Genomic DNA, 26,336 nt, shown 5'->3' with positions numbered 1-26,336 from the left:
TCGGGCGTGCCGGTCGCCGACGTTCGGCGACCGGCACGGCGGGTCACTGGTGGACTTCGACGATCGGGTTGAGCACGAGCCCGAAGGCGCGCAGCGTGCCCAGCAGCTCCCGGTGCCCGAAGGCCTGGCAGCCGGAGGCGAAACCCGCTCGCCGGGGGCGGTCCTGCAGCAGGTGAGCGGCCGCGTGCGCGTTGAGCAGCGCGGTCTGCTTGTAGTTGCAGTTGCCGTGGATGACGCAGTGCGAGCGCCCCAGCGGGCCCGAAGCGTGCACCGAATCGAGCGAGGTGTTGATCCGCGGGTTCTCCCTCGGCGGCATCTCGCTTCGCACCTGCGCCGACGTGGCGTCGATGATCTCGTACTTCTCCTGCTCGGACTTGCCCTCCATCTGCTGCAGGGCGGCCGTGACGATCTGCGGGACCGCCTGCATCAGCTCGCGGTTGAACACCCCGCCCGAGGCGCGGGCGTTGGCGACCCGGGGATCGTTCTTGAACCACACCGGGTGCGAGGTACCGCCCCACGGCAGCGCGAGCCCGAGCTCGTGCTGGCCCGGAACGACGACCTCGGCCAGGCCACCGTCGGCGGGCCACGCCAGGTACTGGTTCTGCTCCAGGTAGAAGGCTTCGGCGAACGCCGCGTTGGTCAGGATCGTGTTGGTCGAGGCGACGGTCGGGTAGCCCTTCCAGAACACCTGGATGTCGAGGGTGTCGAGGCCGGGCGTCTCCAGGCAGATGTTGGCCGCGATCTCGCCGATGGTGTACATCTGCGCCAGACCGGGGGACAGCAGCAGGTCCTGGGCCGCGAAATCGGCGCCGTAGCGCTGTTCCACGTCGATCATCCAGTTCTGCTCGCCGTTGGTGTCGGTGTAGTGCGCGCCGATGTCCAGGCACGCCTGCGCGACCTCGTGGCCGTAGCGGGCGAAGGGGCCGACGGTGTTGAGCACGACCTTCGCGCCGCGGAACTGCTCGGCCAGCGCCGACGCGTCGTGCTCCACCTCGACGATCTCGTGCGGGACGGTCTCCACGCCGGGAACCGCGTCGACGGCTTCCTTGACGCGCTGGTGATCGCGGCCGGCGGCCAGGAACGGGATGTTGTACTCGCGCAGGTATTCGCAGATGAGGCGTCCCGTGTAACCGGAGGCCCCGTAGACGACAACAGGCTTGTCAGTGCTCACGAATTCGTCCTTTCGCAGTGCAGAAGTGGGTCACATCCCCATGCCGCCGTCGACCGGGAGTCCTGCGCCGGTGATGTACTTGGCGGCGCCCGATGCCAGGAACACGACCGCGTCCGCCATGTCGTCGACCTGCCCGAGCCGTCCCTGCGGCGTGAGGTCCACGACCGCCTTGGCGGCTTCCTCGGGGGTGGGGAACAGGCCGATCTCCGCGCAGTCGACGGCGAGCTGGTTGCCCATCGCCGTCGGGGTCAGGCCGGGGTAGATGCAGTTGACGCGAACCCCGTAGCCGAGCTTCCCGGACTCCGCTGCCGCGACCCTGGTCAGCCGGTCGATCGCGGACTTCGTCGCGGAGTAGATCGAGATCCCGGGGAAGGCGATGGTGGCCGCGACGGACGCGACGTTGACCACGGCGCCGCCGTTTCCGGCCGGACCGTCCGGGCGCATGGCGCGGAAGGCGTGCTTGAGCCCCAGCGCCGTGCCGAGCACGTTGACGTCGAGCATCCTGCGGACGTCGGCGGGGTCGAGATCGGCGACGAGGCTGGTGATCTCGACACCGGCGTTGTTGACCAGCAGGTCGAACCCGCCGAGCGAGGCGATGACCTCCGGGACCGCCGCGGCCCAGCTGTCCTCGTCGGTGATGTCGAGCTTGACGAATTCCGCCGTCGCGCCCTTCGCGCGCAGCGACTCGGCGGTCTGCTTGCCCTCGTCGTCGAGCACGTCGCCGATGGCCACGGCGGCGCCCGCGGCGGCCAACGCCTCGGCCATGCCGGCTCCGAGGCCGCGCGCACCTCCTGTGACCAGGGCTCTTCTTCCGGACAGGTCGTAACTGGTCATGCGGAATCTCCTCCTTGAGATCACTGCTGCGCGCCGCCCTCGAACCCGGGGTGCGAGTTGGGTCACACCATAGAAGCGTCCTTTGACAGTCGTCAAGGAATTCTTTGACAACTGTCAAAGGCGAGGGTGGGAGATAGACTGGCGGACAGCCACAACGCCGGAACCAGCCAGCCGACAGGGACGAACCCGTGACCGAGGTCGCTGAAACCAAGCAGGAGCGGATCGCTCGCCGTCAGGTCGACAAGTTCGAGACGCGACGCAGGGAGCTCGCCGTCGCGACGCTGCAGACCCTCGCCGACCTGGGATACGCGCGCACGAGCCTGCGGGAGATCGCGCAGAACTCCGAGTTCTCGCACGGCGTCCTGCACTACTACTTCGCCGACAAGCGGGACCTGATCACCCAGGCGGTCCGGCAGTACGAAGAGGTCTGCGTGACCCGCTACGACGACGTCGTGGCGAACGCGGGCACGGCCGAAGAGCTCCGGAACGGCTTCGTCGACATGTTCTTCGGAACCCTCAAGGCCGACGCCCACCTGCACCGGCTCTGGTACGACCTGCGCAACCAGAGCCTGTTCGACGAGTCGTTCCGCAACGACGTGCTCGACATCGACGGTCGCAGGCAGGAGATGATCTGGCGCGTCTTGAGCCGCTACGCCGAGCTCTCCGGCACCGAACCGGCCACCTCCCAGGCGGCCGCCTACGCGACCCTCGACGGCGTCTTCCAGCTCGCCCTGCTCCACCAACTGTCCGAAATGGACGACCAGGTCGCCAGGCTCGCGGACGAGCTGGCCCGGTTGATGGACCTCCTGGTCGCGAAATAAGCCCAGTGCGGAGAAGAACGGGCCGGCCTCCTGGCGGAGGACGGCCCTTTCTCGTGGGGCGGGTCAGCGGTGGTTGGACTGCAGGGCTTCTTGCAGGACCGCCGGTTGGTCGTGGGTGGACTGGGTGCCCGCGGCTTCAGGGGTGGGTTGCGGCAGGGGTTCGCACGTGGTGTCCGGGCCGTCGCCGGGCCGGCGGGCGGGGAGCTCGCCGGTCAGCAGGTAGTCCGCGATCTGGTCGTCCTCGCAGGCGTTCCCGCTCAGCGAGCCCGAGTGGGTGGTGCCGCCGGGGAGGCTGATGAGGCTGGAGTTCGGGAAGCGCTTGCGGGCTTCTAGTGCGCCCGGGAACGGGGTGGCGGCGTCGAGCTCCTCGCTGATGAGCAGCGCGCTCTCGACCTGGCTGCCGTCGACCTCGACCGGCTTGCCCGCCTTGGCGGGCCAGTTCAGGCACGGGGCGTTGTACCAGGCGTTGCCCCAGGTCTCGAAGGGCGCCTTGGCGTGGGTCTCCCAGTTGTCCTTGCGCCACTGCTCCCAGCTGGTCGGCCACTGGACGTCCGTGCACTGCACGCCCGTGTAGATGGCGTAGCCGTTGTCGTCGCCCGGGGCGTTGGTGTCGTCGTAGAGCGCCTTGGCCGGGGCCCAGTCGCCGTTGTTGACCCACGCCGAGAACGCCTGCGCGCGCTCCGGCCAGACCGACGTCGAGTACCCGGCCTGCAGGAACAGGTCCGTCCACTCCGACGAGCCGATCACGTCACCGGCGGGCTGCCGGTCGAGCTCGGCGAGCTGGTCGTAGTACTGCTTCTCGACGTCGGCCGCGGTGGTGCCCAGGTGGTAGGTCGCGTCGTTGCGGGCGACCCAGTCGAAGAAGATCTTGATGTTGCGGTCGAAGGCCACGTCCTGGTTGAGGTTCGCCTGGTACCAGACGTCCTCGACGTCGACCACGCCGTCCATCACCACGCGCCGCATCCGCTCCGGGTGCAGCGTGCCGTAGACCTGGCCGAGGTAGGTGCCGTAGGAGAAGCCGTAGTAGTTGATCTGCTCCTGGCCCAGCGCCTCGCGGATGCTGTCCATGTCCTCGACCGAATCGGTGGTCTTGATGTGGTCGAGGAGCTTGCCCGCGTTGCCGCACGCCTTGGCGTAGCCCTCGGTGCGCTCCAACCAGGTCTTCTCCAGCTCGGGAGTCGGCACGTAGTGCGGGCGGTCGTAGCCGAAGTAGTGCGGGTCGCACGACAGCGCGGGTTCACTGCCGCCCACGCCGCGCGGGTCGAAGCCGATCCAGTCGTAGGCCGCGCCGGCGTTCTTCGGCACGTACGAGCCGAGCACGCTCAGGTTCAGCCCGGAACCGCCCGGACCGCCCGGGTTGACCAGCATGACTCCCTGGTACTGGTCCTCCGGGGCGGTGTGCTTGATGCGTGAGACCGCGAGCTTGATCTGCTCGCCCGCCGGGTCGGCGTAGTCCAGCGGAACCGAGACCTTGCCGCACTCGGCCCCGGCCTTCTGCAGCGACTCGCTCTCGCACGGACCCCACTGGATGGGTGCCGGGGTGAATTCGGGTGCCGGCGCGGCGGATGCCGAGCCGACCGTCGGCGATAAGCCGATCAGCAGCCCGAGCGCCAGCGCGGTGGTGGCGACTTTTTTCACGGATCGTCCTCGTCTGTCCGAGTTCTCGCCGGTGACGGCGATGCAGTGTGGACAGCTAACGAGATCGAATCGGTTCAGAGATCGTGATTGGCGAAAAATGGTCGAACCGCCCGAGCTTCGACTCGGTCACCTGCTCAGCCAGGGGGAGGGCTTGTCGGTGACCGGGCGGGTCGGGTCGTGGTGCAGCGGAGCTTCGGGCTCGTCGACGCGCAGCGGGATCAGGCCCTCGGTGATGGCGCGCATGATGCGGTCGCGGGCGCGCGCGGCGTCACCGACGCGATCAGCGGCCAGGTCGGAGAGGTCCACGGGGGCGCCGAAGTGGACCCGCATGGTCGGTCGCCGCACGACCGCCCGCAGCCACGACGAGAACAGAACCCACAGGTCACGGGCACTTTCCACGCGAACCATGCCGTAGCACATGGCCTCGTGCGCGCCCCACTGGCTGATCGGGATCACCGGAGTCCCGGCGGCGAGCGCCATCCGCGCCACACCGGTCTTGCCCCGCTCGGGCCACATGCTCGGCTCCAGGGTGAGCCGCCCCTCCGGGTAGACCAGAACCGGATTCGCGTCCTCGGTGAGGGCGTTGACGACCTTGCCCAGCGCCTCGCCCGCGCTCGCCTTGCCCCGGTCGGCGCGGACGTGACGTCCGGCGCGCATGATCGAACCGATCACCGGCGCGTCGAACAGGCCTCCCGTGGCCACGAAGCGCGGCGAGATCCTGCGCTCCCGGCAGGCCGCGATCAGCACCAGCGGATCCAGGTTGCCGATGTGGTTGGCCGCCATCAGCAACGGCCTCCCGCGCAGGTCATCCGGCACGTCGCCGGTGATGACCAGCCGCCCGGTCAACGCGATCACCGCGCGGTCCACGCGCATCAGCGCACGCCACAGCCTCGGCGTGGCGCGGAACAGGTTCTCGCGGTCGCTTCGGTGTGTCGGCTCCGGGCCGCTGGGCAGGGCAACCATGATGGGCAAGGATCTCATGGCTCGCGCGCCGGAAGGGCGCGAACCCCTGTGGTTGTTGTGACGGGAGAGGCGGGTGCCGATACCGTGTGGGGCATGGCGAGCCGGACAACTAACGGGGGGCGGGGCTCGTCGCGCGGCAAGGCGGCGACGCAGCGTAGCGGCTCCGCCGCGAAGCGTGGCAGCTCCTCCGCGGGGGCGAAGGGCAAGAGCACCGCCTCCAAGGGGCAGAGCAAGCCGAGCCCCAGGTCGACGCACGCGCCGCGCAAGACGCCCGCGAAGCGCACCCCCGCCAAGAACACCAAGAAGCGAGGTGGCGGACTCGGCGGCGTGGTCCGCGCGGTCGGCAAGACCCGCGAGCTCGACCCCGCCCACCGCCGCGACGGGATCGCGCTGATCTACCTCGCGCTGGCCGTCATCGTGGCCGCGGGCGTGTGGTGGAAGGCCGGCGGGCCGGTCGGTCACTGGTTCGACTGGGCGCTGCGCTCGGTCATCGGCATCGGCGCGCTCGTGCTGCCCATCGTCCTGCTGATCACCGCGGTGATCCTGATGCGCACCGAGACCAGCCCCGAAGCCCGGCCGCGCGTGGTCATCGGGTCGGTGCTGCTGCTGTTCGCGACGCTGGGAACCATCCACGTCCTGTCGGGTTCCCCGTTGGAGGCCGAAGCATGGCCCGTCGCGGGAGGTGCGCTCGGATTCGTCGCCGGTGGCGCGCTGGCCTACGGGCTGACCGGCCACGTCGCCGTTCCCGTGCTCGTCCTCGCCGGGCTGTTCGGGCTGCTCGTGCTCACCGGTTCCTCGGTCCGCGACGTGCTCGCCAAGCTGCGCGGCGAGGGCTACGACGACGAGGACGGCTTCGAACCCGCGCCCAGCAAGGCCGAGCTCGAAGGCGACCCGAAAACGGTCAAGCTGCGCCGGCCGTCCCGGCGCCGCCAGTCGGCGATGTCCGAGCAGGACGAGCAGCTCTCGCTCGACGACGTCCCGGAGGAGCCGGCCAAGCCGGCCAAGCCCAAGGCCGCCGAGGTCCCGGCCGCCAAGCCGGAGAAGCCCGAGAAGCCGAAGAAGAGCGACCAGCCGCTGATCAGCCGCGACGTCGAGGGCGACTACCAGCTGCCGCCACTGGACGTGCTCACCGACGGCGACCCGCCGAAGAGCCGCAGCAAGGCCAACGACTCGATGATCGAGGCCATCACCGCGGTCCTGGAGCAGTTCAACATCGACGCGCAGGTCACCGGCTTCACCCGCGGCCCGACCGTCACCCGCTACGAGGTGGAGCTCGGGCCCGGTGTGAAGGTCGAGAAGATCACCGCGCTGACCAAGAACATCGCCTACGCCGCCGCCACCGACAACGTGCGGCTGCTCGCCCCGATCCCGGGCAAGTCCGCGGTCGGCATCGAGGTGCCCAACAGCGACCGCGAGATGGTGCGGCTCGGCGACGTGCTGCGCTCCACCGAAGCCGCCAAGGACACGCATCCGCTGGTCATGGGCTTGGGCAAGGACATCGAAGGTCACATGGTGACCGCGAACCTGTCCAAGATGCCGCACCTGCTGTGCGCGGGTTCGACGGGTTCCGGTAAGTCGAGCTTCGTCAACTCGATGCTGGTGTCGTTGCTGGCGCGGGCCACCCCGCAGGAGGTCAGGATGATCCTGATCGACCCGAAGATGGTGGAGCTCACGCCCTACGAGGGCATTCCGCACCTGATCACGCCCATCATCACCCAGCCGAAGAAGGCCGCCGCCGCGCTGGCCTGGCTGGTGGAGGAGATGGAGCAGCGGTACCAGGACATGCAGGCCAACCGGGTCCGGCACATCGACGACTTCAACGCCAAGGTGCGCTCCGGCGAGATCACCGCGCCGCTGGGCAGCGAGCGCGAGTACAAGCCGTACCCCTACATCCTGGCGATCGTCGACGAGCTGGCCGATCTGATGATGACCGCGCCGCGCGACGTCGAGGACGCGATCGTGCGGATCACGCAGAAGGCCCGTGCCGCGGGCATCCACCTGGTGCTGGCCACCCAGCGGCCGTCGGTGGACGTGGTCACCGGTCTGATCAAGACCAACGTGCCCTCGCGGCTGGCGTTCGCGACCTCGTCGCTGACCGACTCCCGGGTCATCCTCGACCAGCCCGGCGCGGAGAAGCTGATCGGCATGGGCGACGCGCTCTACCTGCCGATGGGCGCTTCGCGGCCGGTGCGCGTGCAGGGCTCGTTCGTCGCCGACGACGAGATCCACCGCATCGTCGCCTACACCAAGGACCAAGCCGATCCGGACTACACCGACGGGGTCACCGCGGCCAAGGCGGGGGAGAAGAAGGAGGTCGACTCCGACATCGGTGACGACCTCGACGTCCTGCTGCAGGCGACCGAGTTGGTCGTGACCAGCCAGTTCGGGTCCACGTCGATGTTGCAGCGCAAGTTGCGCGTCGGGTTCGCCAAGGCCGGCCGGTTGATGGACCTGCTCGAATCGCGCGGGGTCGTCGGTCCGTCGGAGGGTTCCAAGGCGCGCGACGTGCTGGTCAAACCCGACGAGCTGGAGAACGCCCTCTACTCGATACGCGGCGGGCCACCGCCCGGCGAAGAGGAGTGAGCACGGTCCCGCGGCGAGGTTCAAGCCGCGGGACCGCTTCGTTTTCCGCGCTTTTCACGGTTGTTCATCACCGTTCGTTTCGCATTCTTTCCACTGCTCCGTTTGCGTTCTACCAATTGCTCTGAACGGAATTTCCAGAGGGCTCGATTCAGATCCTTTCTGCGATAGCCTCTCCGCCGCTGACGGTTGAACCGCCCGCGGGTTGAGGGGTATTGCGCATGGTCTTTCGAAAAGTTCGCGCTTTGTTGGTCGTGTTGTTCTCGGCAGCGTTGGTGATCGCCGGATTGCAGCACGCGGCGTTATCCGCACCCGCTCCCGGCGATGTCGGGGCCCAGGACGTGGACAAGGGCGAGCTGCTGCGCGTCGGCGGGTCCAGCTATCCGCGCCTGGTGCGGCTGGAGAACTCCGGCGAGGCCAACGGCCGCGTGCTGTCGAGCATGACGACCTACCGGGACAACGCCGGTTTCGCGGTGATCTTCGAGAGTCGCGACGACGGCAAGACCTTCCAGCCGCTCTCCGAGATCCGCGATCCCGCAGGTGAGGACACCAACGGGATGTGCTGCTCGACGCTGTACGAGCTGCCGCAGCAGGTCGGCGACATGCCTGCCGGGACACTGCTGTGGGCCGGATCGGCCGGCATCGGCTCCGACGAGGACGAGCGGCGGACCAGCATCCGCGTGTGGCGCAGCGGCGACCACGGCAAGACCTGGAGCTACCTCTCCGACGTCGTGCAGGCCCCGGTCGGGCCCGGCGTGTGGGAACCCGAGTTCACCGTTTCCGAGCAGGGCGACCTGGTCGCGTTCTATTCCGATGACAGCGATCCGAAGCACGATCAAAAACTGGTGCAGGTGCGTTCCTCGGACGGTCGCAATTGGACCGATGCCAAGGACATGCTGAAGAACGACGAGTTCACGGTGCGCCCCGGAATGTCGGGAGTTCGCAAACTGCCGGACGGCACCTACCTGATGGTCTACGAGGTCTGCAATTACGACCCGGTGCACACCTGCACGGTGTGGATCCGCACATCCTCCGACGGCTGGGACTGGGGTGACCCCTACGACCTGGGCACCGAGATCGTCTCCGACACCGGCGGACAGCCCCTCGGCACGCCGACCATCGCGCTCGCGCCCGGCCCGAACCCCAACGGACGACTGCTGCTGGGCTACCAGATGCTCGGCGGTGACAACGGCGGCTGGGCGCCCGGCAACGGCAAGACCGTGATGGTCAACGACGACCCGAAGGACCTCGACGGGCCGTGGAAGGAGATCCCCTCCCCGGTGCAGATCAGCTACAACCAGGGCAGCTCCTGCCGGAACTTCAGCCCCAGCCTGCTGGCCACCGAGGACGGCGAGTCCATGATCCACGTGACCACGGACTTCGAGCACTACATCGGCGGACCGTGCGAGGCGTTCTACGGCGTCGGCCCGATCGACGGCGGTAGCGCCGCGGCGAAGTCCGAGCCGCGTCCGATGGACACCCGAATCGGCCGCTGACGGCCTCCGCAGAACGGCCCCCACCCGGAAGAGCTGGTCCTCCCGCCGGGTGGGGGCTTTTCGAATGTCGCGCGACATTCGAGTCGGAACTTCGGGACTCGAATGTCGCGCGAAGTTCGAACAGGGCGGGTCAGCGCTGGGCGGCGCGCTCCGGGAGGTCGGCCATCTCCACGGCTTCGGCGACGGACGAGGCGGAGCCGCCGAACTGGCGAACGGCCTGGTAGTACAGGTCCGCGGTGGACTCGCAGGCGCCGTCGCCGTCGCACGCCGAGTACATGTCGTCGTGGAAGTTGTCGTCGATCTCCAGCCGGTTGTCCTCGGTGAACCGCTCCTGCGACTTGTAGTTGCGGTAACCGAAGTCGTGCCGGTCGCAGCTCTCCAGGAACTCGTAGCCGAACGGCGAATCCGGGGAGTAGGAGCAGCCGTCGGAGGACCAGTCGAGCTGGTCGGCGTGGGGCTGCTCGGAGCGGGTCTGGGAGAACTCGTCGAGCGAGTGCTCGAACAGGTAGCTGTCAGTGGTCTTCTGCAGCTCTTCCGGCGTGAGGTCGGCGGCGAGCGCCGTTCCGCCGGTCAGCAGCAGGGCACCGGTGGCGGCCACGGTGGCGATCAGGCCACGGCGACGGTTGCGTTCCAAGGCAGTCTCCTCTGGGTGGAACGAATGACCACAGGTGTTTATAACCGGTGCCAGAGGGGCTTGTGAGAAAGTTGCGAACTTACGAACGCGAACGGTTGATGAACGACGGCGGACGGAGTTCGGGGCTCACCTCGCGTGGTGGTGCGAGCCGAGTTCCTCACCTGATGCGTGGAAGAACTGCTCACCCGGGCAGTTCGAGGAGCATCCGGGTGTTGCCCAGGGTGTTGGGCTTGATGTTGGCCAGGTCCAGGAATTCGGCGACGCCGGCGTCGACCGACCGCCGCATCTCCTCGTAGACCTCGGGACTGACCGGAGCGCCGTCGATGGTGCGGAAACCGTGCCGCCCGAAGAACTCCGTCTCGAAGGTCAGCACGAACACGCGCGTCAGGCCCAGCTCGGTGGCCAGCGCGACGAGCCGCCGGACGAGGCGGTGCCCGATGCCGCGCCCCTTGACGACCGGATCGATCGCCACCGTGCGGATCTCGGCGAGGTCTTCCCACAGCACGTGCAGCGCGCCGCAACCGACCACGCGGCCGTCGTCCTCGGCCACCCAGAACTCCTGGATGTCCTCGTAGAGCGTGACGAGTTCCTTCTCCAGGAGCACTTCTCCCGCGTAGGTGTCCACCAGCGCCTTGATCGTCGGGACGTCGGCGATCCGAGCCCGTCGAATCACTATCTCCGACGGCGCATAACCATTCATGCATCCATCGTAACGCCGCGTCCTCGGCGGAGCGCGCGAATATCAGGCCAGCTGCAACAGCATCCGCGTGTTGCCCAAGGTGTTCGGCTTGACGTGCGCCAGGTCCAGGAACTGGGCGACGCCTTCGTCCGGCGAGCGGCGGATCTCCTCGTAGACCTCCGGCGGAACCGGCGTGTCGGCGATCGGCCGGAAACCGTGCCTGCCGAAGAACTCCGTCTCGAAGGTCAGCACGAAGATCCTGGACAGCCCCAGCTCCGCGGCGCGCTCGATCAGCCGGTCGACGATGAGGTGGCCGACCCCGCGCCCCTTCTCCATCGGGTCGACGGCCACGGTGCGGATCTCGGCGAGGTCTTCCCACAGCACGTGCAGCGCGCCGCAGCCGACGATGTGCCCCTCGTCCTCGGCGACCCGGAACTCCTGGATGTCCTCGTAGAGGGTGACCAGTTCTTTGCCGAGGACCACCTTTCCCGCGTAGTGGTCGATCAACGACTTGATCGCTCGCGCGTCGCGGACTCGGGCCGGTCGCACCTCGATGGCATTCACGTTAGGTAAGCCTAACCATGGCAGCGGGAGGATGGTCGTCCGGACAGTCGTAATCTTGGCCACCACTCGGAGGCGTTCTGCGGTGGCAGGCTCGTTGCCGAGGGTCGACAGCACGGACGTTAGGCTCGACCTATGTCAACCGAGCAGCAACACCACCGAGTCGCCATGGTCACGCTCGGTTGCGCCCGCAATGAGGTCGATTCCGAGGAGCTCGCCGGCAACCTGCACGGCCGGGGCTGGGACCTCGTCGAACCCGACGACGCCGAAGTCGTCGTGGTCAACACCTGCGGCTTCGTCGAGTCCGCCAAGAAGGACTCCGTGGACACGCTGCTGGCCGCCTCCGACACCGGGGCGAAGGTCGTCGCCGTCGGCTGCATGGCCGAGCGCTACGGAGCCGAGCTCGCCGAGCAGATGCCCGAAGCCGACGCGGTCCTGGGCTTCGACCACTACGACAACCTCGCCGACCGGCTCGACGACGTCCTCGCCGGTCGCGCCGTGCAGTCCCACCAGCCGCAGGACCGGCGCACGATGCTGCCGATCAGCCCGGTCTCGCGCCCGGCCGCCGCGGCCGAGGTCGCCGTCCCCGGACACGGCTGGGTCCCCGCCGCGCGCGAGGTCTCCCGCCGCAGGCTCGACGACTCGCCGGTCGCCGCGCTCAAGCTCGCCTCCGGCTGCGACCGCCGCTGCTCGTTCTGCGCCATCCCGTCGTTCCGGGGCTCCTTCCTGTCCCGCCCGCCGGAGGAGATCCTCGGCGAAGCCGCCTGGCTGGCCCGCAACGGCGCCAGGGAGCTGTTCCTGGTCAGCGAGAACTCCACCTCCTACGGCAAGGACCTCTCCGACCAGCGCGCGCTGGAGACGCTGCTGCCGCGGCTGGCCGAGCTCGACGGCGTCGAGCGGGTGCGGGTGTCCTACCTGCAGCCCGCCGAGACCCGTCCGGGCCTGGTGCGCACGATCGCCTCCGCGCCGGGCGTGGCGCGCTACTTCGACCTCTCCTTCCAGCACTCCAGCGAGTCCGTGCTGCGCCGGATGCGCCGGTTCGGCTCCACCGAGTCGTTCCTGCAGCTCATCGAGCAGATCCGGGAGCTGTCCCCGGAAGCGGGCATCCGCAGCAACTTCATCGTCGGCTTCCCCGGTGAGACCGAGGAGGACTTCGCCGAGCTGCAGGACTTCCTCACCCGGGCCCGGCTCGACGCCATCGGCGTGTTCGGCTACTCCGACGAGGACGGCACCGAGGCCGCCGGCTTCGACGACAAGCTCGACCCGGACGTGGTCGCCAAGCGCGTCGAGCAGCTGACCGCCCTGGCCGAGGAGCTGATCGCGCAGCGCGCCGAGGACCGCATCGGCACGGAGGTCAGCGTCATCGTCGAGCGCTTCGACGAGGACGACGTCATCGGCCGCGCCGACCACCAGGGCCCCGAGGTCGACGGCGAATGCCTGATCGTCGAGTGCGACGAGCTCGCCGTGGGCGAGCTGGTGCGCTGCGAGGTCATCGACAGCGAAGGCGTGGACCTCGTGGTGCGACCGCTGGAGAAGCCCGGGGAGCAGCCATGACGGCAGAAGGCCAGGCGCCGCAAGCGCCCGTCCTCAACATCGCCAACGTGCTGACCATGTCCCGGCTGCTGCTGGTGCCGGTCTTCCTCGTCGCGCTGTTCTGGGGCGACGGGCACGACGAGCTGTGGCGCTGGATCGCCACCGGCGTGTTCGCGCTGGCCTCCATCACCGACCGCATCGACGGCGAGATCGCCCGCAAGCGCGGGCTGGTCACCGACTTCGGCAAGATCGCCGACCCCATCGCCGACAAGGCCCTCACCGGTGCCGCCCTGATCGGGCTGAGCCTGCTCGGCGACCTGTGGTGGTGGGCGACCTGGGTGATCATCGTCCGCGAGCTGGGCGTGACGCTGCTGCGGTTCTGGGTGATCCGGCACGGCGTGATCGCGGCCAGCCACGGCGGCAAGATCAAGACGTTGCTGCAGGCCATCGCGATCGGGCTCTACCTGCTGCCGCTGGGCGCCTGGCTCGACGTCCCGCGCTGGATCGTGCTCGGCGCGGCGCTGATCGCCACCGTCGTGACCGGACTGGACTACGTGATCCGCGCGCTGCGGCTGCGGGCGGCCGGCGGCACGAAGGCCGGCGCATGATCCTCGAACCGCTCGGTCTGCCGGTCCCGCAGGTAGCGGGGCTGATCGATGCCCTGCGGCAGCGCGGCGAGACGGTCGCGACCGCGGAATCGCTCACCGCGGGACTGGTCACCGCCGCGCTGACCGAGGTGCCCGGCGCCAGCGCCGTGGTGCGCGGCGGGCTGGTCGTCTACGCGACCGATCTCAAGGACCGGCTCGCCGGGGTGGACGCCGACCTGCTCGCCGAGCACGGTGCGGTTCACCCGGACGTGGCGTCCCAACTCGCCGTCGGCGCGTCGCGTCGGTGCGGGTCGGATTGGGGCATCGGGCTCACCGGGGTGGCGGGTCCGGATCCGCAGGACGGAGTCGCTCCCGGCACCGTTCACCTGGGCTTCACCGGTCCGAGAGGGACGCAGGTGCGCACGGTGAACCTCGACGGTGATCGTCACGCGGTCCGCGCGGCGGCCGTTCGAGTGGCTCTGGAACACTTCGCCGGGCTGCTGCGTTGAACAAATTGCAGGAGGGGTCGTCATGTGTCCGCGTGCGCTGTGCGCTGCGTAAACATGGCCCAACGAGGACTAGGCCGATCGATCATGGACCGTTCGCCCTGGGCGGACTTCCGCTCGATCGTTCTCGTTCCGGCCCATCGATGAGTAACGTAGGGGGCGTTCACGCGTAGTGCACGCGGAAGGCGACGAAGGAAGGGAGGCGCGCGATGACCGTATTGTTGCGGGAGGCGGTCGGTGAACGGCTGCGCCGCGCCCGGACCGCACAGTCTCGGACGTTGCGGGACGTTTCGCGCGCTGCCCGGGTGAGCCTCGGATACCTGTCCGAGGTCGAACGGGGCCGCAAGGAGGCGTCCAGTGAGCTGCTGTCCTCGATCTGTGATGCCTTGGACCTGCCGCTGCCAGAGCTGTTGGTGACCGTGGCCGGTGACCTCGACGGGACGATGGTCGTGCCATCCGTCGTCGAGCAGCCGGCGACTGCGGACCTCGACGGTGGTCAGCTGGTGCCGAGCCTGCTCGGTGCCGAGCTCGCCGACGCCGAGCAGCAGTTCGCCGAAGCCGGTGACGCCCGCGCGGGGCTTCAGCCGGTGCTCAGCCAGCGCATCAGCGCTCCTGTGCGCAAGCAGGTAGTGGCCGCCTGAACTACTAGACGACACACCGACCGCCCCGCGTGCCAGCCGGCTCGCGGGGCGGTCGGGTTTTAGTTGATCACGGTTCAATGTCCGTTATGCCCCCGGAGCGGCGGCGGTCGGACGGGGCTGGTTCGATCAACGCTGAGCGCTCCGGGAAATACCCGGAGATCTGCCGTGTTTGGTGGAAGCGGACACAACTACCTGACACGATGGAACCAGCCGAGGCTCTTGATGCGTTGTATCGGCGAGAGATCGGCTGGGGGCAGCCGGCAAGCGGAGAGAAGGCAGGCGGAGGAGATGGCCAACCCGTTCGTGAAGGCCTGGAAGTACCTGATGGCGTCGTTCTCGTCGAAGGTCGACGAGCACGCCGACCCGAAGGTGCAGATCCAGCAGGCCATCGAAGAGGCCCAGCGGCAGCACCAGAGCCTCTCCCAGCAGGCCGCGTCGGTGATCGGCAACCAGCGCCAGCTGGAGATGAAGCTGAACCGCCAGCTCGGCGAGGTTGAGAAGCTGCAGGCCTCGGCCAAGCAGGCGCTGGTGATGGCCGACCAGGCTCGCACCGAAGGGGACGAGGCCAAGGCCCAGAAGTACGAGGAGACCGCGACGCAGCTGGCCAGCCAGCTGGTCACCGCCGAGCAGGGCGTCGAGGACCTCAAGACGCTGCACGACCAGTCGCTGGGTGCCGCCGAGCAGGCCAAGCAGGCCGTCGAGCGCAACGCGCAGGTCCTGCAGCAGAAGATCGCCGAGCGCACCAAGCTGCTCAGCCAGCTGGAGCAGGCCAAGATGCAGGAGCAGGTCTCGGCGTCGATGAAGTCGATGACCGAGGTCTCCGCGCCCGGCAACACGCCTTCGCTGGACGAGGTCCGGGACAAGATCGAGCGCCGCTACACCACCGCCCTCGGTGAGGCGGAGCTCGCGCAGAACAGCGTGCAGGGCCGGATGATGGAGGTCGAGCAGGCCTCCGTGGACGCGGCCGGCGCCAGCCGCCTGGCCCAGCTGCGCGCCTCCATGGGTGGCGGCGAGCAGCAGCAGGTCACCGGTGGTGCGCAGCAGCAGCTCTCCAGCAGCGGTGAGCAGACCCCTGCCGAGACGAAGAATCAGGAGAAGCCGCAGGCCGACCAGGCCTGATCGAGGCGGAGGCGCCATGTCCCGGAAACAGGAGCTCGCGCAGCTGGGCGAAGCCGCCCTGGAGACCCTGCGCGGTCCGGTGGCGACCGAGGTCCGGCGCAAGTGGGCCGACTGGCGCGATCCGCGTGCCCGGCTGGTCCGCCGGCGCAAGGCCGCCAAGCGGCTCGCGGGCACCAGCGGCGCCACCGCGGGTGTCTTCGGGCTGGGCGCCGTCGCTTCCTGGATGACGCCGATCGTGGATTCGGTCTTCTTCTGGCAGTGGGCCGGGGAGACCGCCGCGGTCGGCCTCGGCAGTGTCGCCGTGGCCGGTGGTGTGGGCGCGGTCAGCGCCGGGTTGAAGTACCGGAAGCTGAAGAACACGCCGCTGCCGGAGTCCACCGCCACGGAGCCGCTGCCCGCTGCGGGGTCGGCCGCCCGGCCGCCGATGCAGCGGTTGCGGGAGGCGGAGCAGACGCTCAACAACGCGCTGGCCGAGCTCACCTCGGCCGGTGCGGGTGCGTCGGCGGCCGATGCGCGGGCGACGGCGGACGCCGCTGCCGCGGAGCTGCGCCGGGGCGCCAAGCGGCTGGTCGCGGTGGAGTCGGCGATGCGCTACGCGCCGTCCGCCGAGCAGCAGGAGCTCCGCGCGGACGTCGACCGGTTGCGGGCTGAGCTGGACGAGGGCGTGGCGGCCTACGGCGGTGTGGTGGCCGCGGCCGGTCGCGCGGTGGCCGCGAGCGGTTCGGGCGAGCAGCGGCACCTGCTGCAGGACGCCACGGACCGGTTGGCCGGTCTCGCCGTCGGGATGCGCGAGGTCTTCGGCGAAGTGGACGGGTCCGCTCAGCACTGATCTTCACACCGCGCTGCATTCGCATCACTAGGGGTAGTCGATATTTCTCACATTCGACGGACCGGGTGCCTTGATTGCGTGATGCCGAATAGTAATCTTTCCCCAGTCATCACATGCCGTGACAGTTGTTCCACCTGAACGGTGGCTCGGGGAGGCCAATGTGGCGTTGTGGGCCGTGCACGGCAACGGTCGACGACTGCTGCGCGATTCCGTCGTGTCCTCCGAGGAGCGCCTGAGCTGGCCGCTCACCATCGGATTCGGCGTGCAGCACCTGCTCGCGATGTTCGGCACCACCACGCTGGTGCCGCTGCTGACCGGTTTCCCGGTCGCCACCACCCTGCTGCTGTCCGGTGTGGGCACGCTGCTGTTCCTGGTGATCACCCGCAACCGGGTGCCGAGCTACCTCGGTTCCTCGGTGGCGTTCGTGGTGCCGATGAGCGCCGCGGTCGGCGAGGTCGGTGCCGGTCCGGCGGCCCTGCTCGGCGGGATCATGGTGGTCGGACTGGTGGTGCTGGCCTTCGGCGTCGCCGTCAAGGCGCTCGGCGTGCGCCTGCTGGAAACCGCGATGCCGCCCGTGGTCACGGGCGCGATCGTGCTCATGATCGGGCTCAGCCTCGCCCCGCAGTCCGTCTCGTCCTTCGACCAGCAGCGCGTTCCCGCGGCTCTGACGCTGGGAACCGTCGTGCTGCTGACGGTGATCAGCCGCGGCATGGCCGGACGCGCGGCGGTGCTGATCGGCGTCCTGGTGGGCTGGCTGTACGCGGCCGGGATGGGTCAGCTGGTGCCCGAGCGGGTCGCCGAGCTGGCCGCGGCTCCGTGGATCGGGATCCCGGAGATGATCACGCCGCAGGTGCACGTCTCGGTGGTTCCGTTCGTGCTGCCGCTGGCGATAGTGCTGGTCGCCGAGCACGTCGCGCATCTGAAAGCGGTCGCGGCCGTGTCCGGCCGCGATCTCGACCCCTACGTCGGTGACGCGCTCATCGGCGGTGGACTGGCCACGATGCTGTCCGGTTCGGCCGGTGGCTCGGCGGTGAGCAGCTACGCGGCCAACATCGGCGTCATGGCCGCGACCCGCGTCTACTCCACGGCGTCCTGCTTCGTCGCGGCGCTGGCGGCGATCGTGCTGTCGTTCTCCCCGAAGCTCGCCGCGCTGATCAACACGGTGCCGATGGGCGTCCTCGGCGGTGCGACGCTCGTGCTGTTCGGGATGCTGGCGCTGGTCGGCGTCCGGATCTGGCTCGACGCCCGCGTCGACTTCGCCGACCCCGTCAACCTCGCGGTCCTCGGCACGGCCGTCATCGCCGGCGTCGGCGACCTGACGCTCAGCGTCGGGGACCTGCGCATCACCGGTCTCGTCTGGGGCTCGATCGGGATCGTCATCGTCTTCCCCCTCCTGCGGAACCTCGCAGACGTCCGCAACGTCCCCTGACCGGAACCCCCTCGGTCTCCCGGCCGTTCGGACGCAGAGGTCGCGGGGATTGGCCCCTCGCGCATCGTTGTCCCGATTTCAGTGGAGATCCGGGACCTGATCTCCACTGAGATCCGGGGACTTCGCGGAAGAGGTCAGGGTTGGCAGTGGGGGCAGTGGTAGGTGACGCGGTGGTCCGGGGGCTTGCCCTGGGACCCCCGCCGGACCTGGTTTCCGCAGCGCAGGCAGGTCCTCCTGGCGTAGACCCAGTGCTCGTCGCCGCGGCGGAGGCTCTTGGTCGTGGTCTGCTCGGGGTGCCAGGCGTTGCGGAGGAGGAGGTCGTGGCTGAGGCGAACCGCTTCGCGGGCGTCGATCTCGCCGACCGGGGTCCATGGGGAGCGGCGGAGCAGGAAGCAGACCTCGGTCTTGTAGAGGTTCCCGACACCGGCCATGACGCGCTGATCCGTCAGGGCCAGGCCGATCTCGCGGTCCGGGTCAGCGGTGAGCCTGCGCAGCGCCTGGTCCTCCTGCTCGGGGCCCCAGTCCGGTGACAGCAGGTCCGGGCCCAGGTGCCCGACGAGCTCCGACTCGCGCGAGGTGGGCAGCCAGCGCAGGTCGTGCAGCGCGAAGCCGACCGCGACCCGATCGGCCGTCGCCAGGATCGCGCGCGCCTGATGTCCGGGACGCCGCCACCGGCCGCTCGGCGGGTAGAGGTGCCACGCGCCGTCCATCCGCAGGTGGTTGTGCAGCGTGCGACCGTGCTCGAAGCGGATCAGCAGGTGCTTGCCCGCCGGGCGGACCTCGCTCACCGCCCGGCCCTTCAGCTCCACAGTGGACAGGCGGGGGTGTCGGATCTCACCGCGGATCAGCTCCCGCCCGGCCAGGGCCTCGTTCAGCCGGTGGCAGGCGAGGAAGACCGTGTCGCCCTCGGGCACCGGGTCACTCGACTTCCTCGGCGAAGTCCTCGTCCTCGGGCTCCGGACGGCGGGTCCGTCCCGCGCGCAACGTGCGGGCGAGGATGAGGTTGAACGCCAGCGCGACCTCGCGAGCGCCCGGCGTGCCCCACTGGTGGATCGGCATGCACGCGCCCTGGGCCTGCTGGACCGCGAGCCGGTCCGGCAGCGCCACCGGCATCACCAGCGGGCCGAAGATGTCCCGGAGCTCGTCGATGCGGTACTGGTGCTCGTGCGACCTCGGCCGCACCCGGTTGACCACCACGCCCAGCGGCTGGAGGTCCGGGTTGCTGGCGCGCTCGGCCTGGACCGCCTCGAAAGCGCGCTGAACGCCGGACACCGCGAAGATCGTCGGCTCGGTCACCAGCAGCGCCCGGTCGGCCGCCACCAGCGCGGACCGCGTCAGCCGGCCCAGCGACGGCGGGCAGTCCAGCAGCACCAGCTGGTAGGGGAGCTCGCCCTCGGCGATCAGGTCGTCCAATTCGGACAGAGCGTCGTCGAGCCGGGACAGGTGATCGCCGTCGGCGTGCCCGTTGAGGCTCTCGGCGTCCTCCGAACCCACCAGGACGTCGACCTCGTCGCCCCACGAACTGCCGGTGACCGCCGCCCGCAACACCTCCGGGCGGGGATCGGCGAGGACATCGGTCAGGCCCTTGGCGGTCTTCTCCGGTTCCAGGGCGGCCGTGGCGTTGCACTGCGGGTCGAGATCGACCACCAGCGTCCGAACCCCGCGCCGCATGGCGGCCGAGGCAAGCCCGAGCACCACGGTCGTCTTGCCCACGCCACCCTTGAGACTCAGCACCGCAACCGTCTGCACGCGGTCAGCCTACGGAACCGGCGTCGACATGAGCAGTGCTGGCCGTGTTTTGCCCAGGCGGTCCTGGTGCGGCACGCCGTTGCGGATCTCGGCCCACACGGCATTACGCTTTTGGCATGAGAACGGACGCCGTCCACCAGGTGCTGGAAACCGAGATCGCCGACGCGGCGCAGCGGCTCGGCCGCCGACCGCGCGTGCTCGACGTCGGCGGCGGCAGCGGCGTGTGGGCGGTGCCGCTGGCCGAAGCGGGCTGCGCGGTGACCGTCATCGACCCCAGCCCCAACGCTCTGGCCACCCTGCAACGCCGCGCCGAGGACGCCGGCGTCGCCGATCGCGTCACCCCGCTGCAAGGCGACACCGAAGCCCTCGCCGCGCTCAGCCCCGACGGTGGTGCGGACCTCGTCCTCGCGCACGGTCTGCTGGAGGTCGTCGACGACGTCGACGCCGCCATCGCGGCGCTGGCCGCCTCCACCGCCCCCGGCGGAGCGGTGTCGGTGCTGGTGGCCAACCGCTACGCGGCGGTCCTAGGCCGGGCGCTGGCGGGCCGCGTCGGCGAGGCTCTGCGGCTGCTCAACGACGCCGACGGCACCCTGGACGCCGGCTCGGAGACCCTGCAGCGCCGGTTCGACACCGACGGGCTCCATCGGTCGCTGAGCGCGGGCGGGTTCACCGTCGAGCTGGTCCAGGGTCAGGGCGCGCTCAGCGACCTCGTGCCGGGTTCGGTCACCGACGACAACCCGCGCACCGCCGACGCCGTCGCGGAGCTGGAGCAGGCCGCGGCCACCCGCTCGCCGCTGCGGGACATCGCCACCCGGCTGCACGCGATCGCCCGGAAGCCCAGCTGAGAACGGGGCGGACCGTCCGGTTTCGGAAATTTCGACGATCGGCCGTACAGGTGACAAAATGATCACTGACCGCGACTACCCAGGGTGCTTCGGTTGATTACCGCTGGTCGTTGACCTCGCCGAAGAAGTCGATCACAGCCCCGTTCCGACGATGTCCGCAATGTCGCAGGTTTCCGGTGGCCGGACCGGGTAGTCGTCGCGTCGCTGGAACCGTATCCTCAGTGGTGACGCCCCCAAGCGTTCGCCGGTCGGCAAGCCCGGCGCCACCGAGAACCTGTGCCGGAGGAGGAGTCATGCCACTCTCCGAGCACGAGCAGCGACAGCTCGAGCAGATCGAGCGCGCGCTCTACGCCGAGGACCCCAAGTTCGCCTCCACCGTGCGCGGAGGACGGCTACAACGCCCATCCCGACGTCGGCGTTTGCAGGGCATCGCCGTCTTCGTGCTGGGCCTTGCTCTGCTGGTCGTCGGCGCGGTGATCCCCGCCCTCCGACCGGCGGAGATCCCGGTGTTGAGCGTTGTCGGCTTCCTCGTGATGTTCGGCGGAGCAGTGATCGTCCTGTCCGCGTTGCGCGGTGGCGGCGATGACGCCGAGGCCACGGACAACAACAGCGGCGGCGGGGACAAGCCGAAGCGCGGTTCCGGCCGCGCCTCCGCGCGCGGCTCGCTGGCCCAACGCATGGAGGAGCGCTTCCGCAAGCGCTTCGAGCAGTAGAACCTCACATCGAAGATCGCCGCCGGGCCCCACGAGGACCCGGCGGCGATCTTCGTGCGTGCGGGCCGATCCTCAGGAGCTGCGCCACGGGGGCAAGGCGGAGCGCGGGAAGAGGCGGGAGCGCAGGTCCAGGGGAGCGTTCTGCTGGAGGCTCGCGGTGATCGCCTTCAGCGTCTCCGGCAGAGTGCCGTCCGGCTGCGAGGTGGGCGCGTACCACTCCCGCTCCACGGCCTTGACCAGCTGCTTCAGCGCGTCGGTGCCGGCGGCGTCCAGCTCGTGGTCCTCGGCCAGCCGGTCGGCGAGCTGCCGGGCCGTGTGCGTGTCGCGCGGCTGGTAGCCGCGATCCCGGAACTCGTCCAGCACCTCCCGCCACGCGGTGTCCGCCGCACCCGCGCGGCCCTCGGTGATCGCCTGGAGGCGCTGACCGCGGCGGACCTCGCGCACCGCCAGCGGCGTCGCCGCGGCGGCGCAGGCCAGCAGCACGATCAGCACCAGCGCTGCCACCGACCAGGCGCGACCGGCCGGCTCGCGGCGCTGCTCGGGCACGTCCCGGGCGTCGGGCTGGTCGGGCTGCGCCCCGGCCTCGGGCGGAACCGGTGCTCCGGGGGTGGGGGCGGGCAGCGGCTGACCGGGCAGCGGAGCGGCCGCCTGCGGCGGGTGCAGCGCGGTGTCGAGGAACTGCGGCAGCGCGGTCCGGCCGTCGCTGAGCGGCGTCGGGTCGAAGGTCTGCCAGCCCCAGCCGGGGAAGTACGCCTCCACCCAGGCGTGCGCGTCCTCGGTGGTGATGACCTGCTCGGTGCCGTCCTGGTAGCCGGCGGTGAAGCCGACCGCCACGCGCGACGGGATGCCGATCGAGCGCAGCAGCACGGCCATCGATGAGGCGTACTGCTCGCAGAACCCGCGCTTGCCCCGGAACAGGAAGTCGCTCAGCGCGTCCTGGCCGGTCGCGGGCGCCGTGGTCAGGTCGTAGCGGAAGCCGTTGGCGGGGTCGGTGAAGTACCGGTTGAGCGCCACGGCCTTGTCGAACTCGGTGGGCGCGTTCTCGGTCAGCTGACGTGCGAGATCGGCGACCTCCGGCGCGATGCCCGAGGCGTCGACGTAGGCGGGATCGATCGGCATCGGCCCGCGCGCCGAGCGCAGCTCCTCCGGCGAGGGATCCGGGACGATGACCTGCTGGGTGTAGGGCCGCGTCTCCTGGTTGGTCTGGGTGAACACGATCCCCGCGGCCGGGTCGTACCGCCAGTTCCGGCCCATGCCCGACACCTCGACCGGCGTGCCGAACACCGGCAGCCACGGGTCGCGGTAGCCGATCGGCTGGACCTCGATCCGCTCGGGCCTGCCGCGTCCGATGGTGGTGCCCTCCGGCAGCGGCAGCGGGGCGTTCGCGTCAACGCCCTGCGTCAGCCCGTCGAGCTGCCAGCCCGAGCGCGGGTCGAACTTGCGCAGCGTCATCGCGCGCAGGTAGCTGTCCTGCTGGAGCCCCCGGACGCGGAAGAGCTCGACCACCTGGTCGCGGTTGAGCTGCCCGCGCAGCGAGGTGAACGGCTGCAACCCGATCCCGTCGGTGCCGCCGAACTCCTCGGGCACCGAACCCGGCAACCGCCCCTCGGTGCCGACCCCGGTGAACACCGAACCGGCCAGCACCGCGATCACACCGGCGGTGCCCGCGACCACGGAAGTGGTCCGGCCGAACAGCGTGTAGGCGACTCGATCCGGCTCCTCGTAACGCCGCCACCTGCGGTGATGGCCTCCGGAGGCGAGCAGCAGCGCGTAGCCGGCACCACCCACCGCGAACGACCACCACGGCAGCATCAGGTCCGACAACGACGCCGGGATCGCGAACACGCACAGCAGCACCAGGCCGGTCACCGCCGGCGTGCCGATGCCCACCGCGATCAGATCCACCAGCAGCGCCACCACGCCCAGGCCGAGGCACACCAGCGCCTGCAGCGGCGGCTCCGCGGCCACCGGAGGAACGCCGGTGCTGATCAGCTCCCTGGTGCCGCCCAGCAGCCGGGCCAGCTCGCCGAACGCGGCGGGTCCCGGCAGCACCCCGAGGAACGCGCTGGACCCGGCGAACAGAACGGTCAACGCCACCAGCAGCACGGCCAGCTGACCGGCCGCGACGCCCACGTTCGGCCAGCCCAGGCGCCTGCCCACCACGCCGGTGCCCACGACCGCGGCGACGGTGATCAGCGCGGGCAGCAGCCAGCGCAGGTCGGCGAGCACCCCGGCGAACGCCGCCGAGGCGCACATGACGGCCACCGCTCCCGCCGCGGCGGCGACCAGCGAGGTGTCGAGGGAACCGGTCCTGTCGGTGCTCACTGCATCATTCCCGCGGTGTCGCCTGCCTTGGTCTGCCCGCACAGCTCGCGCCACACCTCGGTGATCGGCGTTCGCGGGCCGTCGGCCACCACGACGGTCCAGCCCGCCGCGCGCAGCCTGCGCGCGGCGTCGTCCACGTCGTTGCCCGCGCCGTCGCCGTTCCACGACCGGACCGCGAGCAGCACCGCGATGCTGCGGGTCTCCTGCGGGCGGAGCTTGGTCAGCTCCGCGACGGCCGCGGTGGTGGTCTCGCCGAGCACCGCGATGAGCTCGTGCCCGTCGCCGGGGTCGCGGCTGCACTGCAGGTCGCGCTGCGGGGACGGGCGAACGGCGGCCAGCGAGTCCAGCAGCGCTTCGTCGCGCTCGCCGTCGTCGCCGCCGATGTCGCGGGCCAGCGGATGGCCGTCCTCGGTGACCAGGCGGACCTGCTGGCCGTGCTGGGCCAGGTGCAGGCAGATGCTGGCGACCGCGGAGATCGCCCACTCGACGCTGTTGTGAGCGCCGTTGCCCCGGTGCGCGGCCGAGCGGCGGTCCAGCAGCACCGTGACGCCGCCGTGCCAGGGCCGTTCCTCCACCCGCACCATGAGCTCGTCGCGTCGCGCGGTGGATTTCCAGTGCACCCGGCGGATGTCGTCGCCCTGCCGGTACTGGCGGACCATCGCGTCGTCCTCGCCGTGCCCGGCGCGCAGCCGCGCGGTGCCGTCCTCGCCGGTGCCCAGCCCGGAACCGGCGGGCAGCCCGGCCAGTTCGACGACCTGCGGTGTCGCCACCATCCGGGAGCGCCCGGCCAGCTCGCGCTCGAACTGGGCCAGTCCGAACGGATCGCCGATCCAGGTCCGCAGCGGTCCGATGTGGTGGATGCCGCGCAGCGCCGGGATCACCGGGTAGGTCAGCACCTGGCCGCCGTGGCGGGGCACGATCGGCAGCCGGAACCGGGGGCGGCCGCCGAGCGCGTGCGGGGTGCCGTCCTCCAGGACCAGCCCGTCGGCGGGAAACCGACCGCTGCCGCTGATGTGCAGCTGCACGTCAGCCCGCGATCCGACCTCCACGCGCGGCGGATCGATCACCCTTCGGGCCGAGACGCCGAACCTGACCTGGCCGGACAGCGCCAGCGCCAGCAGCGGCAAGGCGATCACGAACGCCGAGACCCGCAGCAGGTCCCGCTCGTCGAGGACCAGCGCGCAGATCCCGGCTGCCACGCCCGCGGCCAGCAGGCAGCGGCCGCGGATGGTCAGCCCGGACAGCATGTCAGCCTCGTTCGTCGTGGGTCTCGCCGCGCGGCACCGGGATGCGCTCCAGCAGCTGCCGCACCAGGTCGGTCGCCGAGCGGCGGGCCGCGCGCGCCTCGCTGGTCAGCACCAGCCGGTGCGCCAGGACCGGGACGGCCACGGCCTGCAGGTCGTCGGGGATGACGAAGTCGCGGCCGGCCAGCGCGGCCTGCGCGCGAGCGGCCCGCACGAGCTGCAGCGTCGAGCGCGGCGAGGCGCCCAGCCGCAGCTCGGCGAGTTTGCGGGTCGCGGTGACCAGCTCGATCGCGTAGCGGCGGATGTCGGTGGAGGTGTGCACCTGGGAGACCACGTGCAGCAGCTCCTGCACCTCGGCGGCGTCGGCGGCCGGGCGCAGCTGGCTCAGCGGGTCGTGCCCGGAGTGCTCGTCGACCATCGCCAGCTCGGCCTTGGCGTCGGGGTAGCCGATCGACACCCGCGCGGTGAAGCGGTCGCGCTGGGCTTCCGGGAGGGCGTAGGTGCCCTCCATCTCGACCGGGTTCTGCGTCGCGATGACCATGAACGGCGAGCCGAGCGCGTAGGTGTCGCCGTCGACGGTGACCTGCTGCTCCTCCATGCACTCCAGGAGCGCCGACTGGGTCTTCGGCGATGCGCGGTTGATCTCGTCGCCCACCACGACGTTGGCGAACACCGGGCCCGGCCGGAACTCGAAGCTCTCGGTCTGCCGGTTGTAGATGGACACGCCGGTGATGTCGCTGGGCAACAGGTCCGGGGTGAACTGGATGCGGCTGACGGTGCAGTCGATCGAGCGCGCGAGGGCCTTGGCCAGCGAGGTCTTGCCCACCCCGGGGACGTCCTCGACCAGCAGGTGGCCCTCGGCGAGCATGGTGACCAGCGCGACCCGAACCACCTCGGGCTTGCCGACGAGGACCTGCTCGACGTTGGCGGCGATGCGCTGGATGGTCCCGTGCACGTGATCGATGCCGGGCGCGGCGGCGACGGGCCCGTCGGTCGTTGGTCCGACGGCACCGGTCAGCTGGGTTTTCGGCGTCACGCCACCTCCTGGATTGCGCCCTCCCGGTCATGTCTGGCCCGCAGACCGGGGGTGACGGGAGGACACCCGGACCGGGCCGGCGGAGCCGGAGGCGGCACTGCCCCCACTTCACCCCACCACCGATGCCCGACGGCTGCCGGACATCGAACGGACTGAGCATAACCGTCCGCCCGACTAGTTGATCTACACGCGTGCTGACCGGCGGTTTTCGCGAATTTCCCACTCATCGTGGCTGGTGGACCGGCGGTGGTGCGTGGTGGGGTGGGGTCGCAGCGGCGCCCCCGTTTTCCCCCACTTCGCCCCCACGGCGTGCTACCTGCGGAAACAGTGGCGACCTCGCTGGGGTGAAGGGGGCGTTTCGTGTTGACGGTGGAGCGGAGTGGGGTACTGTGGGGCGCGGTGG

Annotated in this window: 24 protein-coding genes; 12 read left to right on the top strand and 12 right to left on the bottom strand. The window is 70.1% G+C overall.

All coding sequences use genetic code 11. From position 1 onward, the window contains the following. Nucleotides 1-43: 43 nt before the first annotated feature. Nucleotides 44-1,171: a DUF5938 domain-containing protein gene (locus E1202_RS18780; protein ID WP_132684453.1), complete on the bottom strand. Its 1,128-nt coding sequence runs from the start codon at nt 1,169-1,171 to the stop codon at nt 44-46. Nucleotides 1,172-1,201: 30 nt separating this feature from the next. Continuing rightward, complete coding sequence (locus tag E1202_RS18775) at nt 1,202-2,005, bottom strand: SDR family NAD(P)-dependent oxidoreductase (RefSeq protein ID WP_132684452.1); 804 nt, start codon at nt 2,003-2,005, stop codon at nt 1,202-1,204. A gap of 188 nt (nt 2,006-2,193) precedes the next feature. On the opposite strand from E1202_RS18775, the gene E1202_RS18770 reads away from it, so the two are divergent. Beyond that, nucleotides 2,194-2,826 (top strand): TetR/AcrR family transcriptional regulator, encoded by a 633-nt coding sequence (locus E1202_RS18770; protein ID WP_132684451.1) that lies wholly within the window; start codon nt 2,194-2,196, stop codon nt 2,824-2,826. 63 nt (nt 2,827-2,889) lie between these two features. On the opposite strand, the gene E1202_RS18765 is transcribed toward E1202_RS18770, so the two are convergent. Both E1202_RS18765 and E1202_RS18760 read right to left on the bottom strand, forming a co-directional pair. After that, nucleotides 2,890-4,464, bottom strand: coding sequence for an alpha/beta hydrolase (locus E1202_RS18765; protein WP_132684450.1), 1,575 nt, complete (start codon nt 4,462-4,464; stop codon nt 2,890-2,892). Between the two features lie 126 nt (nt 4,465-4,590). After that, nucleotides 4,591-5,427 (bottom strand): lysophospholipid acyltransferase family protein, encoded by an 837-nt coding sequence (locus E1202_RS18760; RefSeq protein ID WP_408006790.1) that lies wholly within the window; start codon nt 5,425-5,427, stop codon nt 4,591-4,593. 93 nt (nt 5,428-5,520) lie between these two features. Here E1202_RS18760 and E1202_RS18755 point away from each other — a divergent pair, with 93 nt between their 5' ends. Together E1202_RS18755 and E1202_RS18750 are read left to right on the top strand one after the other, a co-directional pair. Then, nucleotides 5,521-8,010 carry an FtsK/SpoIIIE family DNA translocase gene (locus E1202_RS18755; RefSeq protein ID WP_207918759.1) on the top strand — a complete coding sequence of 830 codons (2,490 nt, stop codon included), beginning with the start codon at nt 5,521-5,523 and terminating at the stop codon, nt 8,008-8,010. 251 nt (nt 8,011-8,261) lie between these two features. Further along, a complete protein-coding gene (locus E1202_RS18750) occupies nt 8,262-9,503 on the top strand; it encodes a sialidase family protein (protein ID WP_235878648.1) in 1,242 nt (413 codons plus the stop codon). A gap of 130 nt (nt 9,504-9,633) precedes the next feature. On the opposite strand, the gene E1202_RS18745 is transcribed toward E1202_RS18750, so the two are convergent. From E1202_RS18745 to E1202_RS18735, 3 genes are all read right to left on the bottom strand, one after another. Further along, nucleotides 9,634-10,137: a phospholipase gene (locus E1202_RS18745; protein WP_207918751.1), complete on the bottom strand. Its 504-nt coding sequence runs from the start codon at nt 10,135-10,137 to the stop codon at nt 9,634-9,636. 181 nt (nt 10,138-10,318) lie between these two features. After that, nucleotides 10,319-10,837, bottom strand: a complete 519-nt coding sequence (locus E1202_RS18740) for an amino-acid N-acetyltransferase (protein WP_132684448.1) — start codon at nt 10,835-10,837, stop codon at nt 10,319-10,321. 42 nt (nt 10,838-10,879) lie between these two features. Further along, nucleotides 10,880-11,380, bottom strand: a complete 501-nt coding sequence (locus E1202_RS18735; protein ID WP_132684447.1) for an amino-acid N-acetyltransferase — start codon at nt 11,378-11,380, stop codon at nt 10,880-10,882. Nucleotides 11,381-11,512: 132 nt separating this feature from the next. Here E1202_RS18735 and rimO point away from each other — a divergent pair, with 132 nt between their 5' ends. The 7 genes from rimO (at nt 11,513) to E1202_RS18700 (ending at nt 18,021) form a co-directional block, all read left to right on the top strand. After that, nucleotides 11,513-12,931, top strand: a complete 1,419-nt coding sequence (gene rimO / locus E1202_RS18730) for a 30S ribosomal protein S12 methylthiotransferase RimO (RefSeq protein WP_132684446.1) — start codon at nt 11,513-11,515, stop codon at nt 12,929-12,931. Beyond that, the gene (pgsA, locus tag E1202_RS18725; RefSeq protein ID WP_132684445.1) at nt 12,928-13,518 is read left to right on the top strand and encodes a CDP-diacylglycerol--glycerol-3-phosphate 3-phosphatidyltransferase; all 591 of its coding nucleotides are present in this window, start codon (nt 12,928-12,930) and stop codon (nt 13,516-13,518) included. The genes rimO and pgsA overlap by 4 nt, the downstream gene beginning before the upstream one ends. Continuing rightward, on the top strand, nt 13,515-14,006 hold the full coding sequence (locus tag E1202_RS18720; protein WP_132684444.1) for a CinA family protein: 492 nt from the start codon (nt 13,515-13,517) through the stop codon (nt 14,004-14,006). The genes pgsA and E1202_RS18720 overlap by 4 nt, the downstream gene beginning before the upstream one ends. 206 nt (nt 14,007-14,212) lie before the next feature. Further along, nucleotides 14,213-14,644, top strand: coding sequence for a helix-turn-helix domain-containing protein (locus tag E1202_RS18715; protein ID WP_132684443.1), 432 nt, complete (start codon nt 14,213-14,215; stop codon nt 14,642-14,644). 288 nt (nt 14,645-14,932) lie between these two features. Next, nucleotides 14,933-15,763, top strand: coding sequence for a PspA/IM30 family protein (locus E1202_RS18710; protein WP_132684442.1), 831 nt, complete (start codon nt 14,933-14,935; stop codon nt 15,761-15,763). Between the two features lie 16 nt (nt 15,764-15,779). Next, on the top strand, nt 15,780-16,592 hold the full coding sequence (gene pspM, locus E1202_RS18705) for a phage shock envelope stress response protein PspM (RefSeq protein ID WP_132684441.1): 813 nt from the start codon (nt 15,780-15,782) through the stop codon (nt 16,590-16,592). A 160-nt stretch (nt 16,593-16,752) separates the two neighbouring features. Continuing rightward, nucleotides 16,753-18,021 carry a uracil-xanthine permease family protein gene (locus E1202_RS18700; RefSeq protein WP_132684440.1) on the top strand — a complete coding sequence of 423 codons (1,269 nt, stop codon included), beginning with the start codon at nt 16,753-16,755 and terminating at the stop codon, nt 18,019-18,021. 134 nt (nt 18,022-18,155) lie between these two features. On the opposite strand, the gene E1202_RS18695 is transcribed toward E1202_RS18700, so the two are convergent. Together E1202_RS18695 and E1202_RS18690 are read right to left on the bottom strand one after the other, a co-directional pair. Beyond that, entirely contained in the window at nt 18,156-18,935 is a 780-nt protein-coding gene (locus E1202_RS18695) for a DNA-formamidopyrimidine glycosylase family protein (protein ID WP_132684439.1), read from the bottom strand. 4 nt (nt 18,936-18,939) lie between these two features. Beyond that, nucleotides 18,940-19,770 carry a ParA family protein gene (locus E1202_RS18690; protein WP_132684438.1) on the bottom strand — a complete coding sequence of 277 codons (831 nt, stop codon included), beginning with the start codon at nt 19,768-19,770 and terminating at the stop codon, nt 18,940-18,942. A gap of 116 nt (nt 19,771-19,886) precedes the next feature. Here E1202_RS18690 and E1202_RS18685 point away from each other — a divergent pair, with 116 nt between their 5' ends. Continuing rightward, complete coding sequence (locus tag E1202_RS18685; RefSeq protein WP_132684437.1) at nt 19,887-20,615, top strand: class I SAM-dependent methyltransferase; 729 nt, start codon at nt 19,887-19,889, stop codon at nt 20,613-20,615. A gap of 293 nt (nt 20,616-20,908) precedes the next feature. After that, nucleotides 20,909-21,328 (top strand): DUF3040 domain-containing protein, encoded by a 420-nt coding sequence (locus tag E1202_RS18680; protein WP_132620667.1) that lies wholly within the window; start codon nt 20,909-20,911, stop codon nt 21,326-21,328. A gap of 72 nt (nt 21,329-21,400) precedes the next feature. On the opposite strand, the gene E1202_RS18675 is transcribed toward E1202_RS18680, so the two are convergent. The 3 genes from E1202_RS18675 to E1202_RS18665 are packed head-to-tail and all read right to left on the bottom strand — an operon-like array spanning nt 21,401 to nt 25,933. Further along, entirely contained in the window at nt 21,401-23,653 is a 2,253-nt protein-coding gene (locus E1202_RS18675; RefSeq protein ID WP_235878627.1) for a transglutaminase TgpA family protein, read from the bottom strand. Beyond that, the gene (locus E1202_RS18670; protein WP_132684436.1) at nt 23,650-24,900 is read right to left on the bottom strand and encodes a DUF58 domain-containing protein; all 1,251 of its coding nucleotides are present in this window, start codon (nt 24,898-24,900) and stop codon (nt 23,650-23,652) included. The genes E1202_RS18675 and E1202_RS18670 overlap by 4 nt, the downstream gene beginning before the upstream one ends. A gap of 1 nt (nt 24,901) precedes the next feature. Beyond that, nucleotides 24,902-25,933: an AAA family ATPase gene (locus E1202_RS18665; protein ID WP_132684435.1), complete on the bottom strand. Its 1,032-nt coding sequence runs from the start codon at nt 25,931-25,933 to the stop codon at nt 24,902-24,904. Nucleotides 25,934-26,336: the final 403 nt, after the last annotated feature.

It is taken from the genome of Saccharopolyspora karakumensis (genome assembly GCF_004349225.1).
GTDB classification, from domain to species: Bacteria; Actinomycetota; Actinomycetes; order Mycobacteriales; family Pseudonocardiaceae; genus Saccharopolyspora; species Saccharopolyspora endophytica.
Note: the sequence above shows the minus strand (reverse complement) of the source record. Positions and strands in the feature narration are given on the sequence as shown.

Bases quoted from the DNA above. Each gene is read 5' to 3' on its own strand.
- E1202_RS18775 (WP_132684452.1), bottom strand. From the start codon at position 2,005: ATGACCAGTTACGACCTGTCCGGAAGAAGAGCCCTGGTCACAGGAGGT.
- E1202_RS18760 (WP_408006790.1), bottom strand. From the start codon at position 5,427: ATGGTTGCCCTGCCCAGCGGCCCGGAGCCGACACACCGAAGCGACCGC.
- E1202_RS18755 (WP_207918759.1), top strand. From the start codon at position 5,521: ATGGCGAGCCGGACAACTAACGGGGGGCGGGGCTCGTCGCGCGGCAAG.
- E1202_RS18740 (WP_132684448.1), bottom strand. From the start codon at position 10,837: ATGAATGGTTATGCGCCGTCGGAGATAGTGATTCGACGGGCTCGGATC.
- rimO (WP_132684446.1), top strand. From the start codon at position 11,513: ATGTCAACCGAGCAGCAACACCACCGAGTCGCCATGGTCACGCTCGGT.
- pgsA (WP_132684445.1), top strand. From the start codon at position 12,928: ATGACGGCAGAAGGCCAGGCGCCGCAAGCGCCCGTCCTCAACATCGCC.
- E1202_RS18720 (WP_132684444.1), top strand. From the start codon at position 13,515: ATGATCCTCGAACCGCTCGGTCTGCCGGTCCCGCAGGTAGCGGGGCTG.
- E1202_RS18715 (WP_132684443.1), top strand. From the start codon at position 14,213: ATGACCGTATTGTTGCGGGAGGCGGTCGGTGAACGGCTGCGCCGCGCC.
- E1202_RS18710 (WP_132684442.1), top strand. From the start codon at position 14,933: ATGGCCAACCCGTTCGTGAAGGCCTGGAAGTACCTGATGGCGTCGTTC.
- pspM (WP_132684441.1), top strand. From the start codon at position 15,780: ATGTCCCGGAAACAGGAGCTCGCGCAGCTGGGCGAAGCCGCCCTGGAG.
- E1202_RS18685 (WP_132684437.1), top strand. From the start codon at position 19,887: ATGAGAACGGACGCCGTCCACCAGGTGCTGGAAACCGAGATCGCCGAC.
- E1202_RS18680 (WP_132620667.1), top strand. From the start codon at position 20,909: ATGCCACTCTCCGAGCACGAGCAGCGACAGCTCGAGCAGATCGAGCGC.
- E1202_RS18670 (WP_132684436.1), bottom strand. From the start codon at position 24,900: ATGCTGTCCGGGCTGACCATCCGCGGCCGCTGCCTGCTGGCCGCGGGC.